At 63.0% G+C, this 17,183-nt stretch carries 11 protein-coding genes; 8 read left to right on the plus strand and 3 right to left on the minus strand.

The genetic code is table 11. The features are described 5' to 3' along the window. The first annotated feature begins 25 nt into the window (after positions 1–25). The 5 genes from AC0IYS_RS10580 (at position 26) to AC0IYS_RS10600 (ending at position 10,084) form a co-directional block, all read left to right on the plus strand. On the plus strand, positions 26–2,080 hold the full coding sequence (locus AC0IYS_RS10580; protein WP_471705099.1) for an NAD(+) synthase: 2,055 nt from the start codon (positions 26–28) through the stop codon (positions 2,078–2,080). 151 nt (positions 2,081–2,231) lie between these two features. Beyond that, positions 2,232–2,570, plus strand: coding sequence for a P-II family nitrogen regulator (locus AC0IYS_RS10585; RefSeq protein ID WP_008447011.1), 339 nt, complete (start codon positions 2,232–2,234; stop codon positions 2,568–2,570). A gap of 151 nt (positions 2,571–2,721) precedes the next feature. Further along, entirely contained in the window at positions 2,722–5,037 is a 2,316-nt protein-coding gene (locus tag AC0IYS_RS10590; protein ID WP_471705100.1) for a TonB-dependent receptor, read from the plus strand. Positions 5,038–5,049: 12 nt separating this feature from the next. Next, positions 5,050–6,507: a sulfatase family protein gene (locus AC0IYS_RS10595; RefSeq protein WP_471705101.1), complete on the plus strand. Its 1,458-nt coding sequence runs from the start codon at positions 5,050–5,052 to the stop codon at positions 6,505–6,507. Between the two features lie 517 nt (positions 6,508–7,024). Beyond that, entirely contained in the window at positions 7,025–10,084 is a 3,060-nt protein-coding gene (locus AC0IYS_RS10600; protein WP_471705102.1) for a TonB-dependent receptor, read from the plus strand. A gap of 135 nt (positions 10,085–10,219) precedes the next feature. Here the strand turns inward: AC0IYS_RS10600 and AC0IYS_RS10605 are convergent, their stop codons facing one another. The 3 genes from AC0IYS_RS10605 to trxB form a co-directional block, all read right to left on the minus strand. Continuing rightward, the gene (locus tag AC0IYS_RS10605; RefSeq protein ID WP_090320561.1) at positions 10,220–10,849 is read right to left on the minus strand and encodes a trimeric intracellular cation channel family protein; all 630 of its coding nucleotides are present in this window, start codon (positions 10,847–10,849) and stop codon (positions 10,220–10,222) included. An 84-nt stretch (positions 10,850–10,933) separates the two neighbouring features. Then, positions 10,934–11,605 (minus strand): Smr/MutS family protein, encoded by a 672-nt coding sequence (locus tag AC0IYS_RS10610; protein WP_471705103.1) that lies wholly within the window; start codon positions 11,603–11,605, stop codon positions 10,934–10,936. A gap of 2 nt (positions 11,606–11,607) precedes the next feature. Next, entirely contained in the window at positions 11,608–12,561 is a 954-nt protein-coding gene (trxB, locus tag AC0IYS_RS10615; protein ID WP_471705104.1) for a thioredoxin-disulfide reductase, read from the minus strand. A gap of 211 nt (positions 12,562–12,772) precedes the next feature. On the opposite strand from trxB, the gene AC0IYS_RS10620 reads away from it, so the two are divergent. The 3 genes from AC0IYS_RS10620 to AC0IYS_RS10630 all read left to right on the plus strand — a co-directional run bounded on the left by AC0IYS_RS10620 (position 12,773) and on the right by AC0IYS_RS10630 (position 17,175). Further along, positions 12,773–15,154 carry a DNA translocase FtsK gene (locus AC0IYS_RS10620; protein WP_471705105.1) on the plus strand — a complete coding sequence of 794 codons (2,382 nt, stop codon included), beginning with the start codon at positions 12,773–12,775 and terminating at the stop codon, positions 15,152–15,154. Between the two features lie 18 nt (positions 15,155–15,172). Continuing rightward, on the plus strand, positions 15,173–15,805 hold the full coding sequence (gene lolA / locus AC0IYS_RS10625; protein WP_471705106.1) for an outer membrane lipoprotein chaperone LolA: 633 nt from the start codon (positions 15,173–15,175) through the stop codon (positions 15,803–15,805). Between the two features lie 65 nt (positions 15,806–15,870). Then, the gene (locus AC0IYS_RS10630) at positions 15,871–17,175 is read left to right on the plus strand and encodes a replication-associated recombination protein A (protein WP_090320576.1); all 1,305 of its coding nucleotides are present in this window, start codon (positions 15,871–15,873) and stop codon (positions 17,173–17,175) included. Positions 17,176–17,183: the final 8 nt, after the last annotated feature.

Consider the following 17,183-nt stretch of genomic DNA (forward strand, 5'->3'; position numbering starts at 1 on the left):
TGGTTGCGCACGCGAAAGACTTTACATGAGCTCGAATTTCCTTAATTTGTACACGCATGATTTCGCCCGGGTCGCCATCGCGGCGCCGGTGTGCCGCATCGCCGATCCGGCCTATAACGCCGAACAGACCATCGCGCTGGCCGGGCAGGCGGCGGCGCAGGGCGCGGCGCTGGTGGCGTTTCCCGAGTTGGGCCTGTCGGCCTACACCTGCGACGATTTGTTCCATCAAAGCGCTTTGCTCGACGGCTGCCTGGACGCGCTCGACACCATCGTCGCCGCGTCGGCGCAGTGGAAGATGGCGCTGGTGGTCGGCGCGCCGCTGCGGGTCGAGCACCAGCTGTACAACTGCGCGGTGGTCATCGCCAACGGCCAGATCCAGGGCGTGGTGCCCAAGACCTATTTGCCGAACTACGGCGAGTTCTATGAGGCCCGCCAGTTCAGCAGTGCCGACTATGCGGTGGCCACCGAGATCGACCTGCTTGGCGAGCGCGTGCAGTTCGGCTCGGGCTTGCTGTTCGAAGTGGCCGACATGCCGCTGTTCAAATTCCATGTCGAGATCTGCGAGGACCTGTGGGTGCCGGTGGCGCCGTCGTCGTTCGCGGCGCTGGCCGGCGCCACGGTGCTGGTCAACCTGTCGGCCTCGAATGCGCTGGTCGGCAAGGCCAATTACCGCAACCTGCTGGTCGGCCAGCAGTCCGCGCGCTGCATCGCCGCCTATCTGTACACGTCGGCCGGCGGCGGCGAATCGACCACCGACCTGGCCTGGGACGGGCAGGGCGTTATCTACGAGAATGGCGATTTGCTTGCCGAGCCGAAGCGCTTTGTCGACGAGCCGACCTTGACCTTCGCCGACATCGACCTGGAGCGCCTGTCGCGCGAGCGCATGCGCATGAACACTTTCGCGCAATCGGTGCAGCGCCACGCGGCCGAGGTCAACAAATTCCGCACGGTGTTCTTCGAATTGGAAATCGGGCGCGAGGAGCCGCTGGCGCTCAAGCGCTGCGTCGAGCGCTTCCCGTACGTGCCGGCCGACGCCCGCCGCCGCGACGAGCGCTGCAACGAGGTCTACAACATCCAGGTGCAGGCGCTGGCGCAGCGCCTGACGTCGAGCGGCATCCAGAAAGTGGTGATCGGCGTCTCCGGCGGCCTCGATTCGACGCACGCGCTGCTGGTGTGCGCGCGCGTGATGGACAAGCTCAAGCTGCCGCGCACCAACATCCTGGCGTACACGATGCCCGGCTTCGCCACCAGCGAGCGCACGTTGACGCAGGCGCACCAGTTGATGACGCTGGTGGGTTGCTCGGCGCAGGAAATCGACATCCGTCCAAGCTGCATCCAGATGCTCAAGGATTTGAACCATCCGTATTCGGAAGGGCAGGCGCAGTACGACATCACGTTCGAGAACGTGCAGGCCGGCGAGCGCACCAACCACCTGTTCCGCCTGGCGAACCACCACAACGCCATCGTCGTCGGTACCGGCGACCTGAGCGAGCTGGCGCTGGGCTGGTGCACCTACGGCGTGGGCGACCACATGTCGCACTACAACGTCAACGCCAGCGTGCCGAAGACGCTGATCTCGCACCTGGTGCGCTGGGTGGCCGAGTCGGGCGTGATCGGCCGCAACGACGCGCAGGTGCTGTTGAATATCCTGGCCACCGAAATCAGTCCGGAACTGGTGCCGGGCACCGCCGAAGGCCAGCCCGAGCAGCGTACCGAAAGCACGATCGGGCCTTACGAGCTGCAGGATTTCAATCTGTACTATGTGCTGCGGTTCGGCTTCCGGCCGTCGAAGGTGGCGTTCCTGTCGCTCAACGCGTGGAAGGACAGGGAGCAGGGGCGCTGGCCGGATGGCGACCATGTCACGCGCAACCAGTACGACCTGGCGGCGATCAAGAAAAACCTGGGCATCTTCCTGGACCGCTTCTTCCGCACCAGCCAGTTCAAGCGCAGCTGCGTGCCGAACGCGCCCAAGGTCGGCAGCGGCGGTTCGCTGTCGCCAAGGGGCGACTGGCGCGCGCCGAGCGACGCGCAAAGCGTGGTATGGATGGACGAATTACGCTCCATTCCAGTGCAAGAATAGATAAAAATCAGATAAAAACCGTGTAAATGGCCGGTTTTGGGCGGCTTTTTCAGTCGGGAGTGGACAGTAGCAAGTTGTCGATTACAATATACTCAATCGCTTGCGGATCGCCGGCTACAGATTCAATTTAGATTGCCCATAAGGAGAAGTCATGAAACAGATTACCGCTGTGATTAAGCCGTTCAAATTGGACGAGGTGCGCGAAGCACTGGCTGAAGTCAATGTCACCGGCCTGACGGTCACCGAAGTCAAAGGTTTCGGCCGCCAGAAGGGCCATACCGAACTGTATCGCGGCGCGGAATACGTCGTCGACTTCCTGCCGAAGGTCAAAGTGGAAGTGGTTGTCGATGACGGCGTGGCCGAGCAAGTGGTCGACGCCATCATCAAGGCCGCCCGCACCGGCAAGATCGGCGACGGCAAGATCTTCGTGCAGAACGTCGAGCAGGTGATTCGTATCCGTACCGGCGAAACCGGCGCGGACGCAGTGTAAGCTTCTCCACGCAACACATTCCAATGCCGGCCTAGCCGGCATTTTTTTTCGCCTTATATTTTTCGCATATGGTTGTTTGGTTATATTAGTTCGGGTTTTCTAGGTGGATTAGTAATATGGCTAAACTTTCCACTCATCAAGATACCGAGCAATGAATACGAACATCCCTTTCGCACTCGCTTTGTCGCTGCTGGCGGCGACCGCCGGGGCGTCCGATGTGAACGCTGATCCCGAACAGGCCAATGCAACGCTCACCGCCGCCGTCGCCGCCTCCGCCGCCCCGGACGCCGCGCAGGAGGTGGTCGCCCGCGTCACCGTCTCCACCCGCCGCCGCAACGAAACCTCGCAGAGCGTCCCGACCACCATGAGCGTGCTGGACGCGAACAGCCTCGAAAACAACCGCGTCTACCGCGTGCAGGATTTGCAGCAGCTGCTGCCGAGCACCACCGTCAACTATGTCCACGCGCGCCAGATGAGCTTTGCCGTGCGCGGCTTGGGCAACAATCCCGCCAGCGACGGCCTGGAAGGCAGCGTCGGCGTCTATCTCGACAACGTCTACCTGGCCCGTCCCGGCATGGCCGCCTTCGATACGCTGGACATCCAGCAACTCGAACTGCTGCGCGGTCCGCAAGGTACCTTGTTCGGCAAGAACACCACCGCCGGCGTGCTCAACATCACCAGCAAGCAGCCGACCTTCCGCGCCGAAAACAGCGCCCAGTTGTCCATCGGCGAGCAGGGCTACGCGCAAGGCAAGGCGGTGATCTCGGGCGCGTTTTCGGACACGGCCGCCGGCCGCATCTCGCTGTACAAGACGCACGAGGACGGCGACATCACCAACATCCACAACGGCGACAAGGTGCAGGGCGGCGACCGCCAGGGGGTGCGCGCGCAACTGCTGCTGGAACCGAACAACGAGTTCAGCGCGCGCCTGATCGCCGACTACAACGTCGAAGATTCCAACAACGGCACCCTGATCTTCTACAGCGCCGGCCCCAGCGGCAGGTTCCTGACGCAGGCCGCCGCCGTCGGCGCCCATCCGGTCACCGATCCGACCCGGCGCCAGGTCAATCTCGATGCCGGTTCGCATGTGGACGTGCATCAGGGCGGCGTCTCGGGCGAGGTCAACTGGAAGCGCGACGATGGCTACAAGTTCACCTCGATCAGCGCCTACCGCTTCTGGGACTTCACGCCGCACAATGAAGACGGCCTCGACGTGCCGGTGGTGCTGAATGTCGGCGCTTCCACCCGCCACCGCCAGTTCACGCAGGAGTTCCGGCTGGCCACGCCGCTGGGCCGCGACGTCGAATCGGTGCTCGGCGCCTACTACTATTACCAGAACCTGGACAACACCAACTTCACCGTCAACGGACCGCTGGCCGACCGTTTCAACGCCACGCCGGCCGGCGCCTGGAGCAACGTCAGCAGCTACGCCGACGGCCATCTGCGGGTCAACAGCTACGCCCTGTTCGGCCAGTCGATCTGGCATATCGATCCCGACTGGGACCTGACCGCCGGCCTGCGCGCCACCTACGAGGACAAGCTGGCCCGCGTCACGCGCGAGGTTCCGGTCGGCGCCCCGGTCGCCGGCGCGGCGCTGGCCGCGCGCAACGCCCGCTACGGCGCCTACAACTCCGGCGACGTCCGCCTGAACAACCTGAGCCCATCCGCGCTGCTGACCTTGGCGTACAAGCTCGACACCGACGTGCTGGCGTTCGCCAGCGTCTCGCACGGCGAGAAATCCGGCGGCATCAACCTGGCGGTGCCTGGCGCGGCCGGCGTCTCCTCGCTCGAGGTCGACAACGAGAAGGCCAACAATCTGGAACTGGGCATCAAGAGCAATCTGCTGGGACGGCGCGCGCAGGTCAACGCCAGCCTGTTCTGGAACGAGGTGCACGGCTACCAGAACAACGCCTACGATCCCGTCAGCGCCACGTCCTACCTGACCAACGCCGGTGACGTGCGCAGCCGTGGCCTGGAGCTCGACACCAGCCTGGTGGTGGTGCGCGGCTTCACGCTGGGCGCCAACGGCTCGTTCAACGACGTCAAGTACACCAAGTACAAGAACGCGCCATGCCCGGCCGAGCGCCCCGGCCCCTCGTGCGACCTGTCGGGCCGGGCGGCGCTGGTCAACGCGCCGCGCTGGATCGGCAATCTCAGCGCGCAGTACGCGCACGCGCTGGCCGCCAATATCGAAGCCTACGGCAACGTCAACTATGCCTATCGCGCCGCCACCTACGGAACGCTGGACGCGTCCGAGTATTCGCGCATTCCGGCCTACAGCCTGACCAACCTGTCGGCGGGGATCAAACTGAAGAACGGCCCGACCCGCTGGGATGTCTCCGTGTGGGCCAAGAACGTGTTCGACAAGCAGTACTACACCAGCATGTGGAACACCAGTCCCAACGCCTATAACACCGTAATCGGCACGCCGCGCCAGGTGGGCCTGACCGCCCGCGCGGATTTTTAATGGAGACCAGCAATGACCGATAAAATCAACACCACCAACGATCAGAACACCGTGCAGACCAACGGCGCCCGCCGCCGCCTCCTGAAAACCCTGCCGGCGCTGGCGCTGGCGGGCTATGTGCCGGGCGCCCTGGCCGCGAATAAACAGCAGCCGAACATCATCTTCATCCTTGCCGACGACCTCGGCCACGCCGACCTGGGCGCCTACGGGCAGAAAGACATCAAGACGCCGCATCTGGACCGTCTCGCCGCGCAGGGGCTGCGTTTCACCCAGGCCTACGCCAACTCGGCGGTGTGCTCGGCGACGCGTTTCGCGCTGATCACCGGCCGCTACCAATACCGCCTGCGCGGCGGCCTGGAGGAACCGATCGCCGGCGCCTCCGACACGCTGGGCCTGCCGCACACGCATCCGACCCTGCCGTCTCTGCTGCGCAAAAACGGCTACGGCACCGCGCTGATCGGCAAGTGGCACCTTGGCTCGCTGCCGAACTTCGGTCCGATCAAAAGCGGTTACGACAGCTTCTTCGGCAACTACGGAGGCGCCATCGATTACTTCACGCACAAGCCCGGCGTCGGTCCGAACGTCAAGGAGGATCTGTACGAGGACGAGGTGCCGGTGCAGCAGATCGGCTACTACACCGACTTGCTGGGCGCGCGCGCGGTCGACTTCGTCAACAGGCAGAAGGAGGGCAAGCCGTTCCTGCTGTCGCTGCATTACACGGCGCCGCACTGGCCGTGGGAGGGGCCGGGCGACGAGGCGATCTCGCGCGACATCGACAACATCTTCCACTACGACGGCGGCGATCTTGCGACTTATGGTCGTATGGTCGAGTCGCTGGATGCGTCGATCGGCGGTGTGCTCAAGGCGCTGGAGGACAAGGGCCTGGCCGGGAACACCATCGTCATCTTCACCAGCGACAACGGCGGCGAACGGTTTTCCAACAACTGGCCGCTGTCCGGGCAAAAGACCGAGCTGCTGGAGGGCGGCATCCGTGTGCCGGCCATTGTGCGCTGGCCCGGCAAGATCGCGGCGGGGCAGGTGACCGACCAGGTCGCCGTCAGCATGGACTGGCTGCCGACCTTGCTGGCGGCGGCCGGCGGCGCGCCCGATCCGGCCTATCCACCGGACGGCCAGAACCTGCTGCCGACCTTGCTGGGCCAGGCCAAACCGCGCGAGCGTACGGTGCTGTGGCGTTACAAGGCCAACGCCCAGCGCGCCATCCGCTCGGGCGACTGGAAGTATCTGAAAATCGGCGGCAACGAGTTCTTGTTCGACGTCGTCAAGGATCAGCGCGAGCGCGCCAACCTGGCCAAGCGCCACCCCGAGGTGTTTGCGCAACTGAAGGCCCAGTGGGAGACTTGGGACAAGGAAATGCTGCCGATTACCACCGATGTGCGCACCCACGGCGTCAGCGGAAACGTGCAAGCGGATCGCTATGGGGTTGCGCCAGCAGCGCGAATTAGTGACTAATATTCAGTTAGTTTCGCCGACGATAATTCAAAAATCCCCGCTTCCTGCGGGGATTTTCTTTTGTTGTTTATGTTTAGCTTGTGCGGTTAAACAGCGACAGTTCCTGAATAATTATTTGTTCGTTGGTCGCATTAATGTTAATTTGCAATGGACAACAGCAGTTGTGGTATCCATAAAAAAAGTACGGGAGACAATCGAATGACAATGCGAAAGACAATGGCCATCGCCCTGGCCGCGCCACCGCTCGCCCAGCCAGCAGAACAAGCCGCCCTTGCTTTTGCGAAACTTGAAAACGTTGTCATAGTTATCCCGTTCTGACCGACACCCCAACAATGCAAGGTCATCCGCCCATCAGGCGACCGCATGACATGTGCGCATTACATGTTTATCCCATCACGAACCCTATGGAGGCGTAACTTTCCAAAGAGTAATTATCAAGAGACCGGTATCAGCAAGACACAACACTGAGCGTTATGGCTTGTAACTATAAAAACCACCTTTACACGGGGGAGACGAAGTGAGTAAATTACAGAAAACGGCAATCGCCGCAGCGGTCGCACAGGTTGTCCTGCTGCACACTGGCGCGGCATGGGCGCAAACGGCCGACAGCACCAGCGCCGAGCCTGCCAAGAATCCCAACGTCGTCGTTGTGAGCGGCCAGCGCGCCGCCCTGCAATCGGCGCAAAAACTCAAGCAGGACGCCGACGAGGTCGTCGATTCGATCGTCGCCGAGGACATCGGCAAGCTGCCTGACCGTTCGGTCACCGAGGTGCTGCAGCGTATCGCCGGCGTCACCATCGACCGCAACATGGCGGGCGACCCTAACCGCCAATCGGTCGAGGGCTCCGGCGTGTCCGTGCGCGGCCTGACCTACGTGCGTTCGGAAATTAACGGCCGCGACGCGTTCTCCGCCGGTGGCGGCCGCTCGCTCGGTTTCTCCGACGTGTCGCCCGAGCTGATGGCCGGCGTCGATGTCTATAAGAATCCGTCCGCCGAGCAGGTCGAAGGCGCCATCGCCGGCCTGGTCAATCTGCGCACCGCGATGCCGTTCGACTACAAGGGCTTCAAGGGCACGGCAGGCTTCTCCGAGTCCTATTCCACCTTGCGCGAGGGCAAACCTTCGCCGACCAGCACCATCCTGCTGTCGAACCGCTGGAACACTCCGTTCGGCGAAGTCGGCGCCCTGGTTAATTTCGCCAAGGCGAAGAGTCCGAGCCGCTCCGACGGCGTCGGCGTCGATCCGTATTTCCCGCACGTGAACTCCACCGATCCGGCCCTGTACGACCGCTCCAAGACACAATGGATACCGATGGGCGTCGGCTACCGCTCGCAGGACTTCGACCGTACCCGCCGCGGCGATTACGCGGCCCTGCAGTGGAAGCCGAACAAGGATTTGACTGCCGGGCTGACCTACTTCAAGACCCACTATAAGGAAGACCTGGATGAGCACGTGGTGGCCTCGTCCGAGGACAAGTGGTACCAGCAGGTCGCCAGCAGTAACGCGGTGTTCGACAAAAACGGCGCCTTCCAGAGCGGCACGATCTCGAACCCGACGTATAAAGGTTCGCCGTTCAACAGCTCGCAGCGTATCAATACGCGTGAGTCCGACACGGCCGACACCTCGCTCAACGTCCAATGGCGCGTAACGCCGGACCTGACCTGGACCAACGACTTCCAGCACGTGCACTCGACCACCGAAGGCTTCGACGCCGACGTATCGACCGGCTTCATCCTGCCGGACCAGACCATGGACATGACCGGCAAGGTGCCGCAGCTTGGCCTCGGTTCGGCCGCCTACATGGCCGACCCGAAAAACTACTACTGGGCCTATACCCAGGAAGCGCTGGACCGCGCCTCGGCCAACCAGAAGGCATGGAAATCGGACGTCAAGTATTCGTTCGACCACCCGGTGCTGCGCGACGTCCGCTTCGGCGTGCGCCTGGCCAATCGCGAAGGCGAGAACCACAAGGCGCAGAAGTTCTACAACTGGTCGGCGATCACCTTCCCGTGGATGGAAGGCTGGCAGATCAACGGCGTCGCCCGCCTGAGCGATCCGCGCTTTGCCGGCGGCTCGTCGCTGCAGACGATGGACAACTTCTTCGGCGGCAAATACAACGTGCCGGCGATGCTGTTCGCCGACGAGGCGACCGTGCGCGGTTTCCCCGACCAATGGAGCAAGATCCACTCGTACCACGACGTGTTGTGCGCCGAAAAAGGCTCGACCTGCGATCCATGGAAGGCGGCGAGCTTCAACGACCCGGCCGCCAACAACACGCAGACCGAGAAGACCCGTGCCGCCTACACGCAGCTGCGCTTCGGCTGGGATAACCTCAAGTATCCGATCGACGGCAACGTCGGCATCCGTTACGTGAAGACCAACGGCACCGGCAGCGGTTACGTCTCGTTCACGCGGCCGACCCTGCCCACCGGCGGCGTCGGCATCGTGCCGACCGGCCAGGGCAACCTGATCGACATCGCATCGTTTGCGGAACAGCAGTCTGTCAACAATTCGTACGACAACTGGCTGCCCAGCCTGAACCTGCGCATGAAGGCGAGCGACCAGCTGCAGTTCCGCTTCGCCGTGGCCAAGTCGCTGTCGCGTCCGGACTTCAACCAGCTCCAGGTGCAGACGACGCTCAACGCCCAGCACAGCACGACCACCACCCGGGACGCGGCCGGCAACACCGTTGCCGTGCGCTTCGACGGCACCAGCCTGAGCGGCACCAGCGACGGCAATCCGCTGCTCAAGCCGACCACGTCGACCAACGTCGACCTGACCGCCGAGTGGTACTTTGCCAAGGCCGGTTCGCTGACGTTCTCGGCCTTTAACAAGGACCTCAAGGACATCATCACCACCAAGAACTACAGCTACAACGCGGTCGACGTGAACGGCACGCCGCGCACGTTCGTGGTCACCGGTCCGGTCAACGGCGCCAACGGCTTTGCCCGCGGTTTCGAGCTGGCACACCAGCAATACTATGATTTCGTGCCGGACTGGCTGCGCGGCATCGGCAGTCAGGCAAGCTGGACTTATGTGTCGAGCGAGCGCAAGCTGAAAGACCCGGTGTTTAACGCATGGTGCCAGGGCAACGACGCGTCGACCAACTTCAACCTGTTCATCAACGGCTGCGATACCGATGGACGCGCGTTCGGCAAGACACCGTTGCAGGGCTTGTCGCGTCATACGATCAACCTGGCGCTCATGTACGAAGCGCACGGCCTGTCGATGCGCGTGGCCTACAACTGGCGCTCGCGTTACCTGCTGGGCGTGACCCAGTGGGGCAGCCGCGGCAACAACGGCCTGAACACCAATCCGGCCGCCCCAGCGGACAAGTACCTGATCCCGACGACCAACAACGACCAGGCCTTCGGCCTGCCGTTGTACCAGGCCGCCTACGGTCAGGTGGACGCGTCGATCTTCTACGACTTCACGGATAAGTTCCGCGTCGGCATCCTCGGGACCAACCTGGGGAACACGTACACGCGCCAGATCATGGAGCAGCACGCGGGCGACTTCACCCGCCAGGTCTTCATGAGCGGTCCGCGTTACACGGTGCAGGCAACGTACGCGTTCTGATCGATTCGTATCCTCGATCCGCCGGCGGGGACGTTCTCCACGCCGGCGATCCTTATCCCGCCCGGGCCCGTCCCGCGCGGGATTTTTTTATTGCGGCGTTGGAATCCCGGCGACTGTCGGTTGTCGGACGGCGGGTTAGTGACGTCCGATACGCAGATCGAACTTCCACGTCACCAGGCGCAGCGTGGTGATGAAGGTGGCGCTGGTCCACAGCGCGTAGTCGTCGGAGACACCGGTGTACTGCAGGCCGATATACATCCAGCAGCCGAAGAAGGCGCAGATGGCGTAGGGTTTGCCGTCGCGGAACACCATCGGCACCTCGTTGCAGACAATGTCGCGCAGCACGCCGCCAAAGATGCCGGTGATTACGCCCATCATCGAGGCGATGAAGAGCGGCATGCCGGCCGCCTGCGCCTGCGACACGCCGGCCACGGCGAACAGGCCAAGGCCGATGGCATCGGCGATGACGATCAGGCGTTCGGAGAGAATCTGGCGCAGGGTGCGCATCAGCGGCACGGCGATCAGCGCCAGCACGAAGATGAGGATGGCGTATTCCTGGTGCATGACCCAGAACAGCGGCCTTCGGTCGAGCAGGATGTCGCGCAGGGTGCCGCCGCCGAAGGCGGTGATGAAGGCGACGGTGAAGACGCCGACCAGGTCCATGCGCTTGCGGCGCGCTTCGACGAAGCCGGAGAAGGCGCCGACCAGGATCGCCACGATTTCGATGATGATGATCAGGGAATCGTGGACGGGGACGGGCTTCATGTAGGCATGCGGACAAAGTGGGAATGTCCGTAGGTTAACATGCCGCAACAATTTGGTGTGGGCCAGATGAGCCCGGTCGGGTCTTTACAGACGCTCAGGCCGCAAGGCGGCGCGCAGCAGCACGATCAACGCGCCTTCGCCGCCTTCGGACGGACGCGCCTGGCAGAAGGCGACCACTTCCTCCTTCTGTACCAGCCAGCTATGCACCATCGACTTGAGCACCGGCTCCTGGCTCTTCGAACCGAAGCCGCGCCCATGGATCACGCACACGCAGCGATGGTTGCGCATCGCCGACTTGCGCAGGAAATCGCCGATGGCGTCGCGCGCGGCGTCGCGGCGCAAGCCGTGCAGGTCCAACTCGTCCTGCACCGGCCAGTGGCCCTTGCGCATCTTCTTGACGATGTCCGGCCCGACACCCGGCGCGGCGTAATTGAGCGCCGGGTCTTCTTCCAGATAATGATCGACTTCAAACAGGTCCGACAGCGACTCGCGCAGCACGGCCGCGTCGTCCTCCGCCTGCGTCAGCTTGCGCGTGGGCGCGGCGGCCGTGCCGGCCGATTTCGGCAGCGCCGGCACGTAGCGGTCCGACACGGGCATGCGCTTGACGCCGCCCACACTGGACTGGAAGATATTCGCCTCCACCGCTTGTACCTTTTCCCGTTTGACGCGCTCGGCCTCGGCGGCCGCGCGCGTCTCCGCCTGTTCCTTGAGCTGCTTGGCCAGGGATTTCAGGTCGGCGAAGTCTTTCAGGCCCACAATTACTCCTGCGCTTCCAGATAACGCTGCGCGTCCAGGGCCGCCATGCAACCGGTGCCGGCGCTGGTGATCGCCTGGCGGTAGATGTGGTCCTGCACGTCGCCGGCGGCGAACACGCCCGGCGCGCTGGTGGCGGTGAACATGCCCTCAAGGCCGGCCTTGGTCTTGATGTAGCCGTTGTGCATGTCCAGCTGGCCTTCGAAGATGCCGGTGTTCGGCTTGTGGCCGATCGCCACGAACAGGCCGTGCACGCTGATGTCGGTGACGGCGCCGGTGTCGGTCGACTGGATCTTCAAGCCGGTCACGCCGCTATCGTTGCCCACCACTTCCTGCAAGGTGTGGTTGTACTTGATCTCGATCTTGCCTTCGGCGACCTTGGCGTTCAGGCGGTCGATCAGGATCGGCTCGGCGCGGAACTTGTTGCGGCGATGGATCAGGGTGACCTTGGTGGCGATGTTCGACAGGTACAGCGCTTCCTCGACGGCGGTGTTGCCGCCGCCGATGACGGCCACTTCCTGGTTGCGATAGAAGAAACCGTCGCAGGTGGCGCATGCCGAGACGCCTTTACCCATGAAAGCCTGTTCCGACGGCAGGCCCAGATATTGGGCCGAGGCGCCGGTGGCGATGATGAGGGTGTCGCAGGTGAATTCGTTGCTGTCGCCTTTGAGGCGGATCGGACGCGCGGCCAGGTCGACGGTGTGGATGTGGTCGAACACGATCTCGGTGTTGAACTTTTCCGCGTGTTGCAGCAGGCGCTGCATCAGGTCCGGGCCTTGCACGCCCATCGGGTCGCCGGGCCAGTTTTCCACGTCCGTGGTGGTCATCAGCTGGCCGCCTTGCTCCATGCCGGTGACCAGCATCGGGTTCAGGTTGGCGCGGGCGGCGTAGACGGCGGCACTGTAGCCGGCTGGGCCGGAGCCAAGGATCAGTACGCGGGCGTGTTTAGGAGTGGTCATGGAGGGCTTCTTAATATGTTGGATTAATCCGAATTTGGGGGCGTTTAGAGTGGAGGCAAGGGCGGCAGCCGTTGCATTCACGCAGGCAATACAAGATTATAGTGCAACCGGGCTTAGAGGATGAATCGTAGGGGTCGTTGTGGCCTCTATGACGTAAAATACCCATATATGAATATTTCCCCCTCGCTAACGTTGCAACACCTTAATACCTATGAGCAGTAAAAAAGTTCAGGAGCGAGTGCCAAAAGCTGCAACTTCCTCCTCGCCGGGCTATACCCGCACTCCGACCATGCGCCAACCGCTGCCGAACCGGCTGGTGCGGCTGCTGTCGGAGGCGCGCTGGCTCGCGCTGGCGGTGCTGGGCCTGTATTTCGTCCTGATACTGGCCAGCTACAACAAAATGGACCCGGGCTGGTCGCACGAAACGCTGGTTCCCAAAGTGACCAACCTGGGTGGCCGCGCCGGCGCCTGGCTGTCCGACCTGTTGCTGTATATCTTCGGCATTTCCGCCTGGTGGTGGGCGTTTTGCCTGCTGCGCCTGGTCTGGAACGGCTACCGCCAGCTGACCCAAAAATACGTGATGTCCAAGGAAGCCGACCCCGAGCACGCGCAGGAGGGGCTGATACGCGGCATCGGCTTCCTGCTGCTGTTCGCCGGCAGCGTCGGGCTCGAATACCTGCGCATGTACTCGCTGCACGCGGAGTTGCCGCGCGCGCCGGGCGGCGTGCTGGGCGAGCTGATCGGGCACTCCGCCCATGTGGCATTCGGCTTCACCGGCGCCACCTTGTTGTTGCTGCTGCTGTTCGGCCTGGGTTTCAGCCTGTTCTTCCATGTATCGTGGCTGGCCGTGGCCGAGCGCATCGGTTACACGATCGAGACCGGCATCGAATGGTTCATCCAGCGCTACCAGTACCGCGAAGACCGCCGCCAGGGCGAAGTGGCCGCCGTCAAGCGCGAGGAAGTGGTCGTCATCGAGCGCGCGAAGCATGTGGAAAAGCACGTGGTGTCGGCGCCGGTCAAGATCGAGCCGCAGGTGGTCGCGGTGGTCAAGTCCGAGCGCGTCGAGAAGGAACGCCAGGCCGTGCTGTTCCAGGACTTGAGCGGCGACAGCCAGCTGCCGGCCCTGTCGCTGCTGGATGAGGCCGCCGAGGTGCTGGAAACCGTACCCATCGAAACCTTGGAATTCACCAGCCGCCTGATCGAGAAAAAGCTGTCGGACTTCGGCGTCGAAGCCAAGGTCGTGGCGGCCTATCCGGGTCCGGTGGTGACGCGTTACGAGATCGAACCGGCCACCGGCGTCAAGGGCAGCCAGATCGTCGGCCTGGCGCGCGATTTGGCGCGTTCGCTGTCGCTGACGTCGATCCGCGTGGTCGAAACCATCCCCGGCAAGAATTACATGGCGCTGGAGCTGCCGAACGCCAAGCGCCAGATCGTGCGCCTGAGCGAGATTGTCGGTTCCAAGGTCTACAACGACAATCCGTCGCCGCTGACCGTAGCGCTGGGCAAGGACATCGCCGGCAAGCCGGTGGTGGCCGACCTGGCCAAGATGCCGCACTTGCTGGTGGCGGGTACCACCGGTTCCGGTAAATCGGTGGGTATCAACGCCACCATCCTGTCGCTGCTGTACAAGTCCGATCCGGCCGACGTGCGCATGATCCTGATCGATCCGAAAATGCTGGAGATGTCGGTTTACGAAGGCATTCCGCACCTGCTCGCGCCGGTCGTGACCGACATGCGCCAGGCCGGCCACGCGCTGAACTGGGCGGTGAACGAGATGGAGCGCCGCTACAAGCTGATGTCCAAGCTGGGCGTGCGTAACCTGGCTGGCTACAACGCCAAAATCGCCGAGGCGAAAAAGCGCGAGGAACTGATCCCGAATCCGTTCAGCATCACGCCCGATTCGCCCGAGCCGCTGGAAAAACTGCCGACCATCGTCATCATCATCGACGAGCTGGCCGACCTGATGATGGTCGTCGGCAAAAAGGTCGAGGAATTGATTGCCCGTATCGCGCAAAAAGCCCGTGCGGCCGGTTTGCACTTGATTCTGGCGACGCAGCGTCCATCTGTGGATGTGATTACCGGCCTGATCAAGGCGAACATCCCGACCCGTATCGCGTTCCAGGTGTCGTCGAAGATCGACTCGCGCACCATTCTCGACCAGATGGGCGCCGAGGCGCTGCTGGGCATGGGCGACATGCTGTACATGCCCCCGGGCACGGGATTGCCGGTGCGTGTCCACGGCGCGTTTGTCTCCGATGACGAGGTGCACCGCGTGGTCAAGCACCTGAAAACCACGGGCGAGCCGAAATACATCGACGGCATCCTCGAAGGCGGCACGCTGGAAGGCGAGGGCGGCGCAGACGGCGCGGCAGCCGGCGAGGGCGGCGGTGAAGCCGATCCGATGTACGACCAGGCCGTGCAGGTGGTGCTGAAAAACCGCCGCGCCTCGATTTCGCTGGTGCAGCGCCATTTGCGCATCGGCTATAACCGGGCGGCGCGTTTGCTGGAACAGATGGAAAATAGCGGCGTCGTGTCGCCGATGCAGTCGAACGGCAACCGCGAGATCCTGGCGCCCGCCGCCAGTGCTGAATAACCAAGGAATAGATAACGTATGAAGTATTTGAAAAACGTAGCGGTACTGACGGCGGGTTTGCTGCTGGCGGGCGCGGCCGGCGCCACGGCGCTGGACCAGTTCAAGACCTTTGTCGGTTCGACCAAGGCGGCCAAGGGCGAGTTCACCCAGCGCCAGGTCAAGAACACCAGCGGCGAGGCCGCCAAGCCGACGCCGCCGTCGAGCGGGACCTTCCTGTTCGCCCGTCCCGGCAAGTTCATCTGGACGTATGTGAAACCCTACGACCAGGTGCTGCAGGCCGACGGCGAAAAGCTGTACGTCTTCGACAAGGATTTGAACCAGGTCACCGTCAAACAGCTGGGCAACGCGCTGGGCTCGTCGCCGGCCGCGATCCTGTTCGGCAGCAACGATCTGGAAAAGAACTTCACCTTGTCGGAAGCGGGCACGAAGGATGGCATGGAATGGCTCAAGGCCGTGCCGAAAGCCAAGGACACCAGCTTCGAGCAAATCACCATCGGCCTGCGCGACGGTTTGCCGCAAGCGATGGAACTGAAGGATTCGTTCGGTCAGACCTCGCTGCTGACGTTCAGCAAATTCGAGAAAAATCCCGCGCTGACTGCGACGAGTTTTAAATTCGTCATGCCGAAGGGCGCGGACGTGTTCAATAATTAAAGATTAAAGTATCGGAGACAACGCCGCAGCTGCGACGCTGCGGCGTTTTTCCATTCTGAGACACTATGGCTGACCTATTTGCAACAGAACCGCGCCAGCCGCTTGCCGAAGCCCTGCGGCCCAAGACGCTCGATGACGTGATCGGCCAGCACCACCTGCTGGGGCCGGGCAAGCCGCTGCGCCTGGCGTTCGAGTCGGGCCAGCCGCATTCGATGATACTGTGGGGCCCGCCCGGCGTCGGCAAGACCACCCTGGCGCGGCTGACCGCCAACGCCTTCGAGTGCGAGTTCATCGCCTTGTCGGCCGTGTTCTCCGGCGTGAAGGACATCCGCGCCGCGATGGAGCAGGCGCAGCAGAATCTGACGATGGGCAAGCACACCATCCTGTTCGTCGACGAGATCCACCGCTTCAACAAGTCGCAGCAGGACGCGCTGTTGCCGTACGCCGAGTCCGGCCTTGTCACGTTGATCGGCGCGACGACCGAGAATCCCTCGTTCGAGGTCAACTCGGCGCTGCTGTCGCGGGCGCAGGTGTACGTGCTGCAATCGTTCAACGAGGACGAGCTCAAGCAGCTGGTCGCCAAGGCGCGCGCCAAGGTCCTGGCGCATCTGGAGTTCGACGACGCGGCGATCGATACCTTGATCGGCTATGCCGACGGCGACGGCCGCCGCCTGCTCAACCTGCTGGAGCAGACCAGCACGGCGGCCAACGCCGCCAAGACCAACAAGGTCACCAGCGAATTCATCCAGAACGCGCTGACCCTGAACGCCCGCCGCTTCGACAAGGGCGGCGACAATTTCTACGACCAGATCTCGGCGCTGCACAAGTCGGTGCGCGGCTCCAATCCGGACGCGGCGCTGTACTGGCTGTGCCGCATGCTTGATGGCGGCGCCGATGCCAAATACCTGTCGCGGCGCATCGTGCGCATGGCGTGGGAGGATATCGGCCTGGCCGATCCGCGCGCCATGCAGCTGGCCAACGACGCCGCCGCCACGTTCGAGCGGCTCGGTTCGCCGGAAGGCGAGTTGGCGCTTGGCCAGGCGGTGATCTACCTGGCCATCGCCGCCAAGAGCAACGCCGGCTACAACGCCTTCAACCAGGCCATGGCGTTTGTGAAAAAGGACAAGTCGCGCGAAGTGCCGGTGCACCTGCGCAATGCGCCGACCAAGCTGATGAAGGAACTGGGCTACGGTCACGAGTACCGCTACGCCCACGACGAACCGCACGCCTACGCGGCCGGCGAAACCTACTTCCCGGACGATATGCGCGAGCCGGGCTGGTATCAGCCGGTGCCGCGCGGTATGGAAAGCAAGATCGCCGACAAGATGGCCTTCCTGCGCAAGCTCGATGAAGACGCCGGTAAACACTAAAGGAACAG

Source organism: Duganella sp. AC237 (assembly GCF_979254035.1).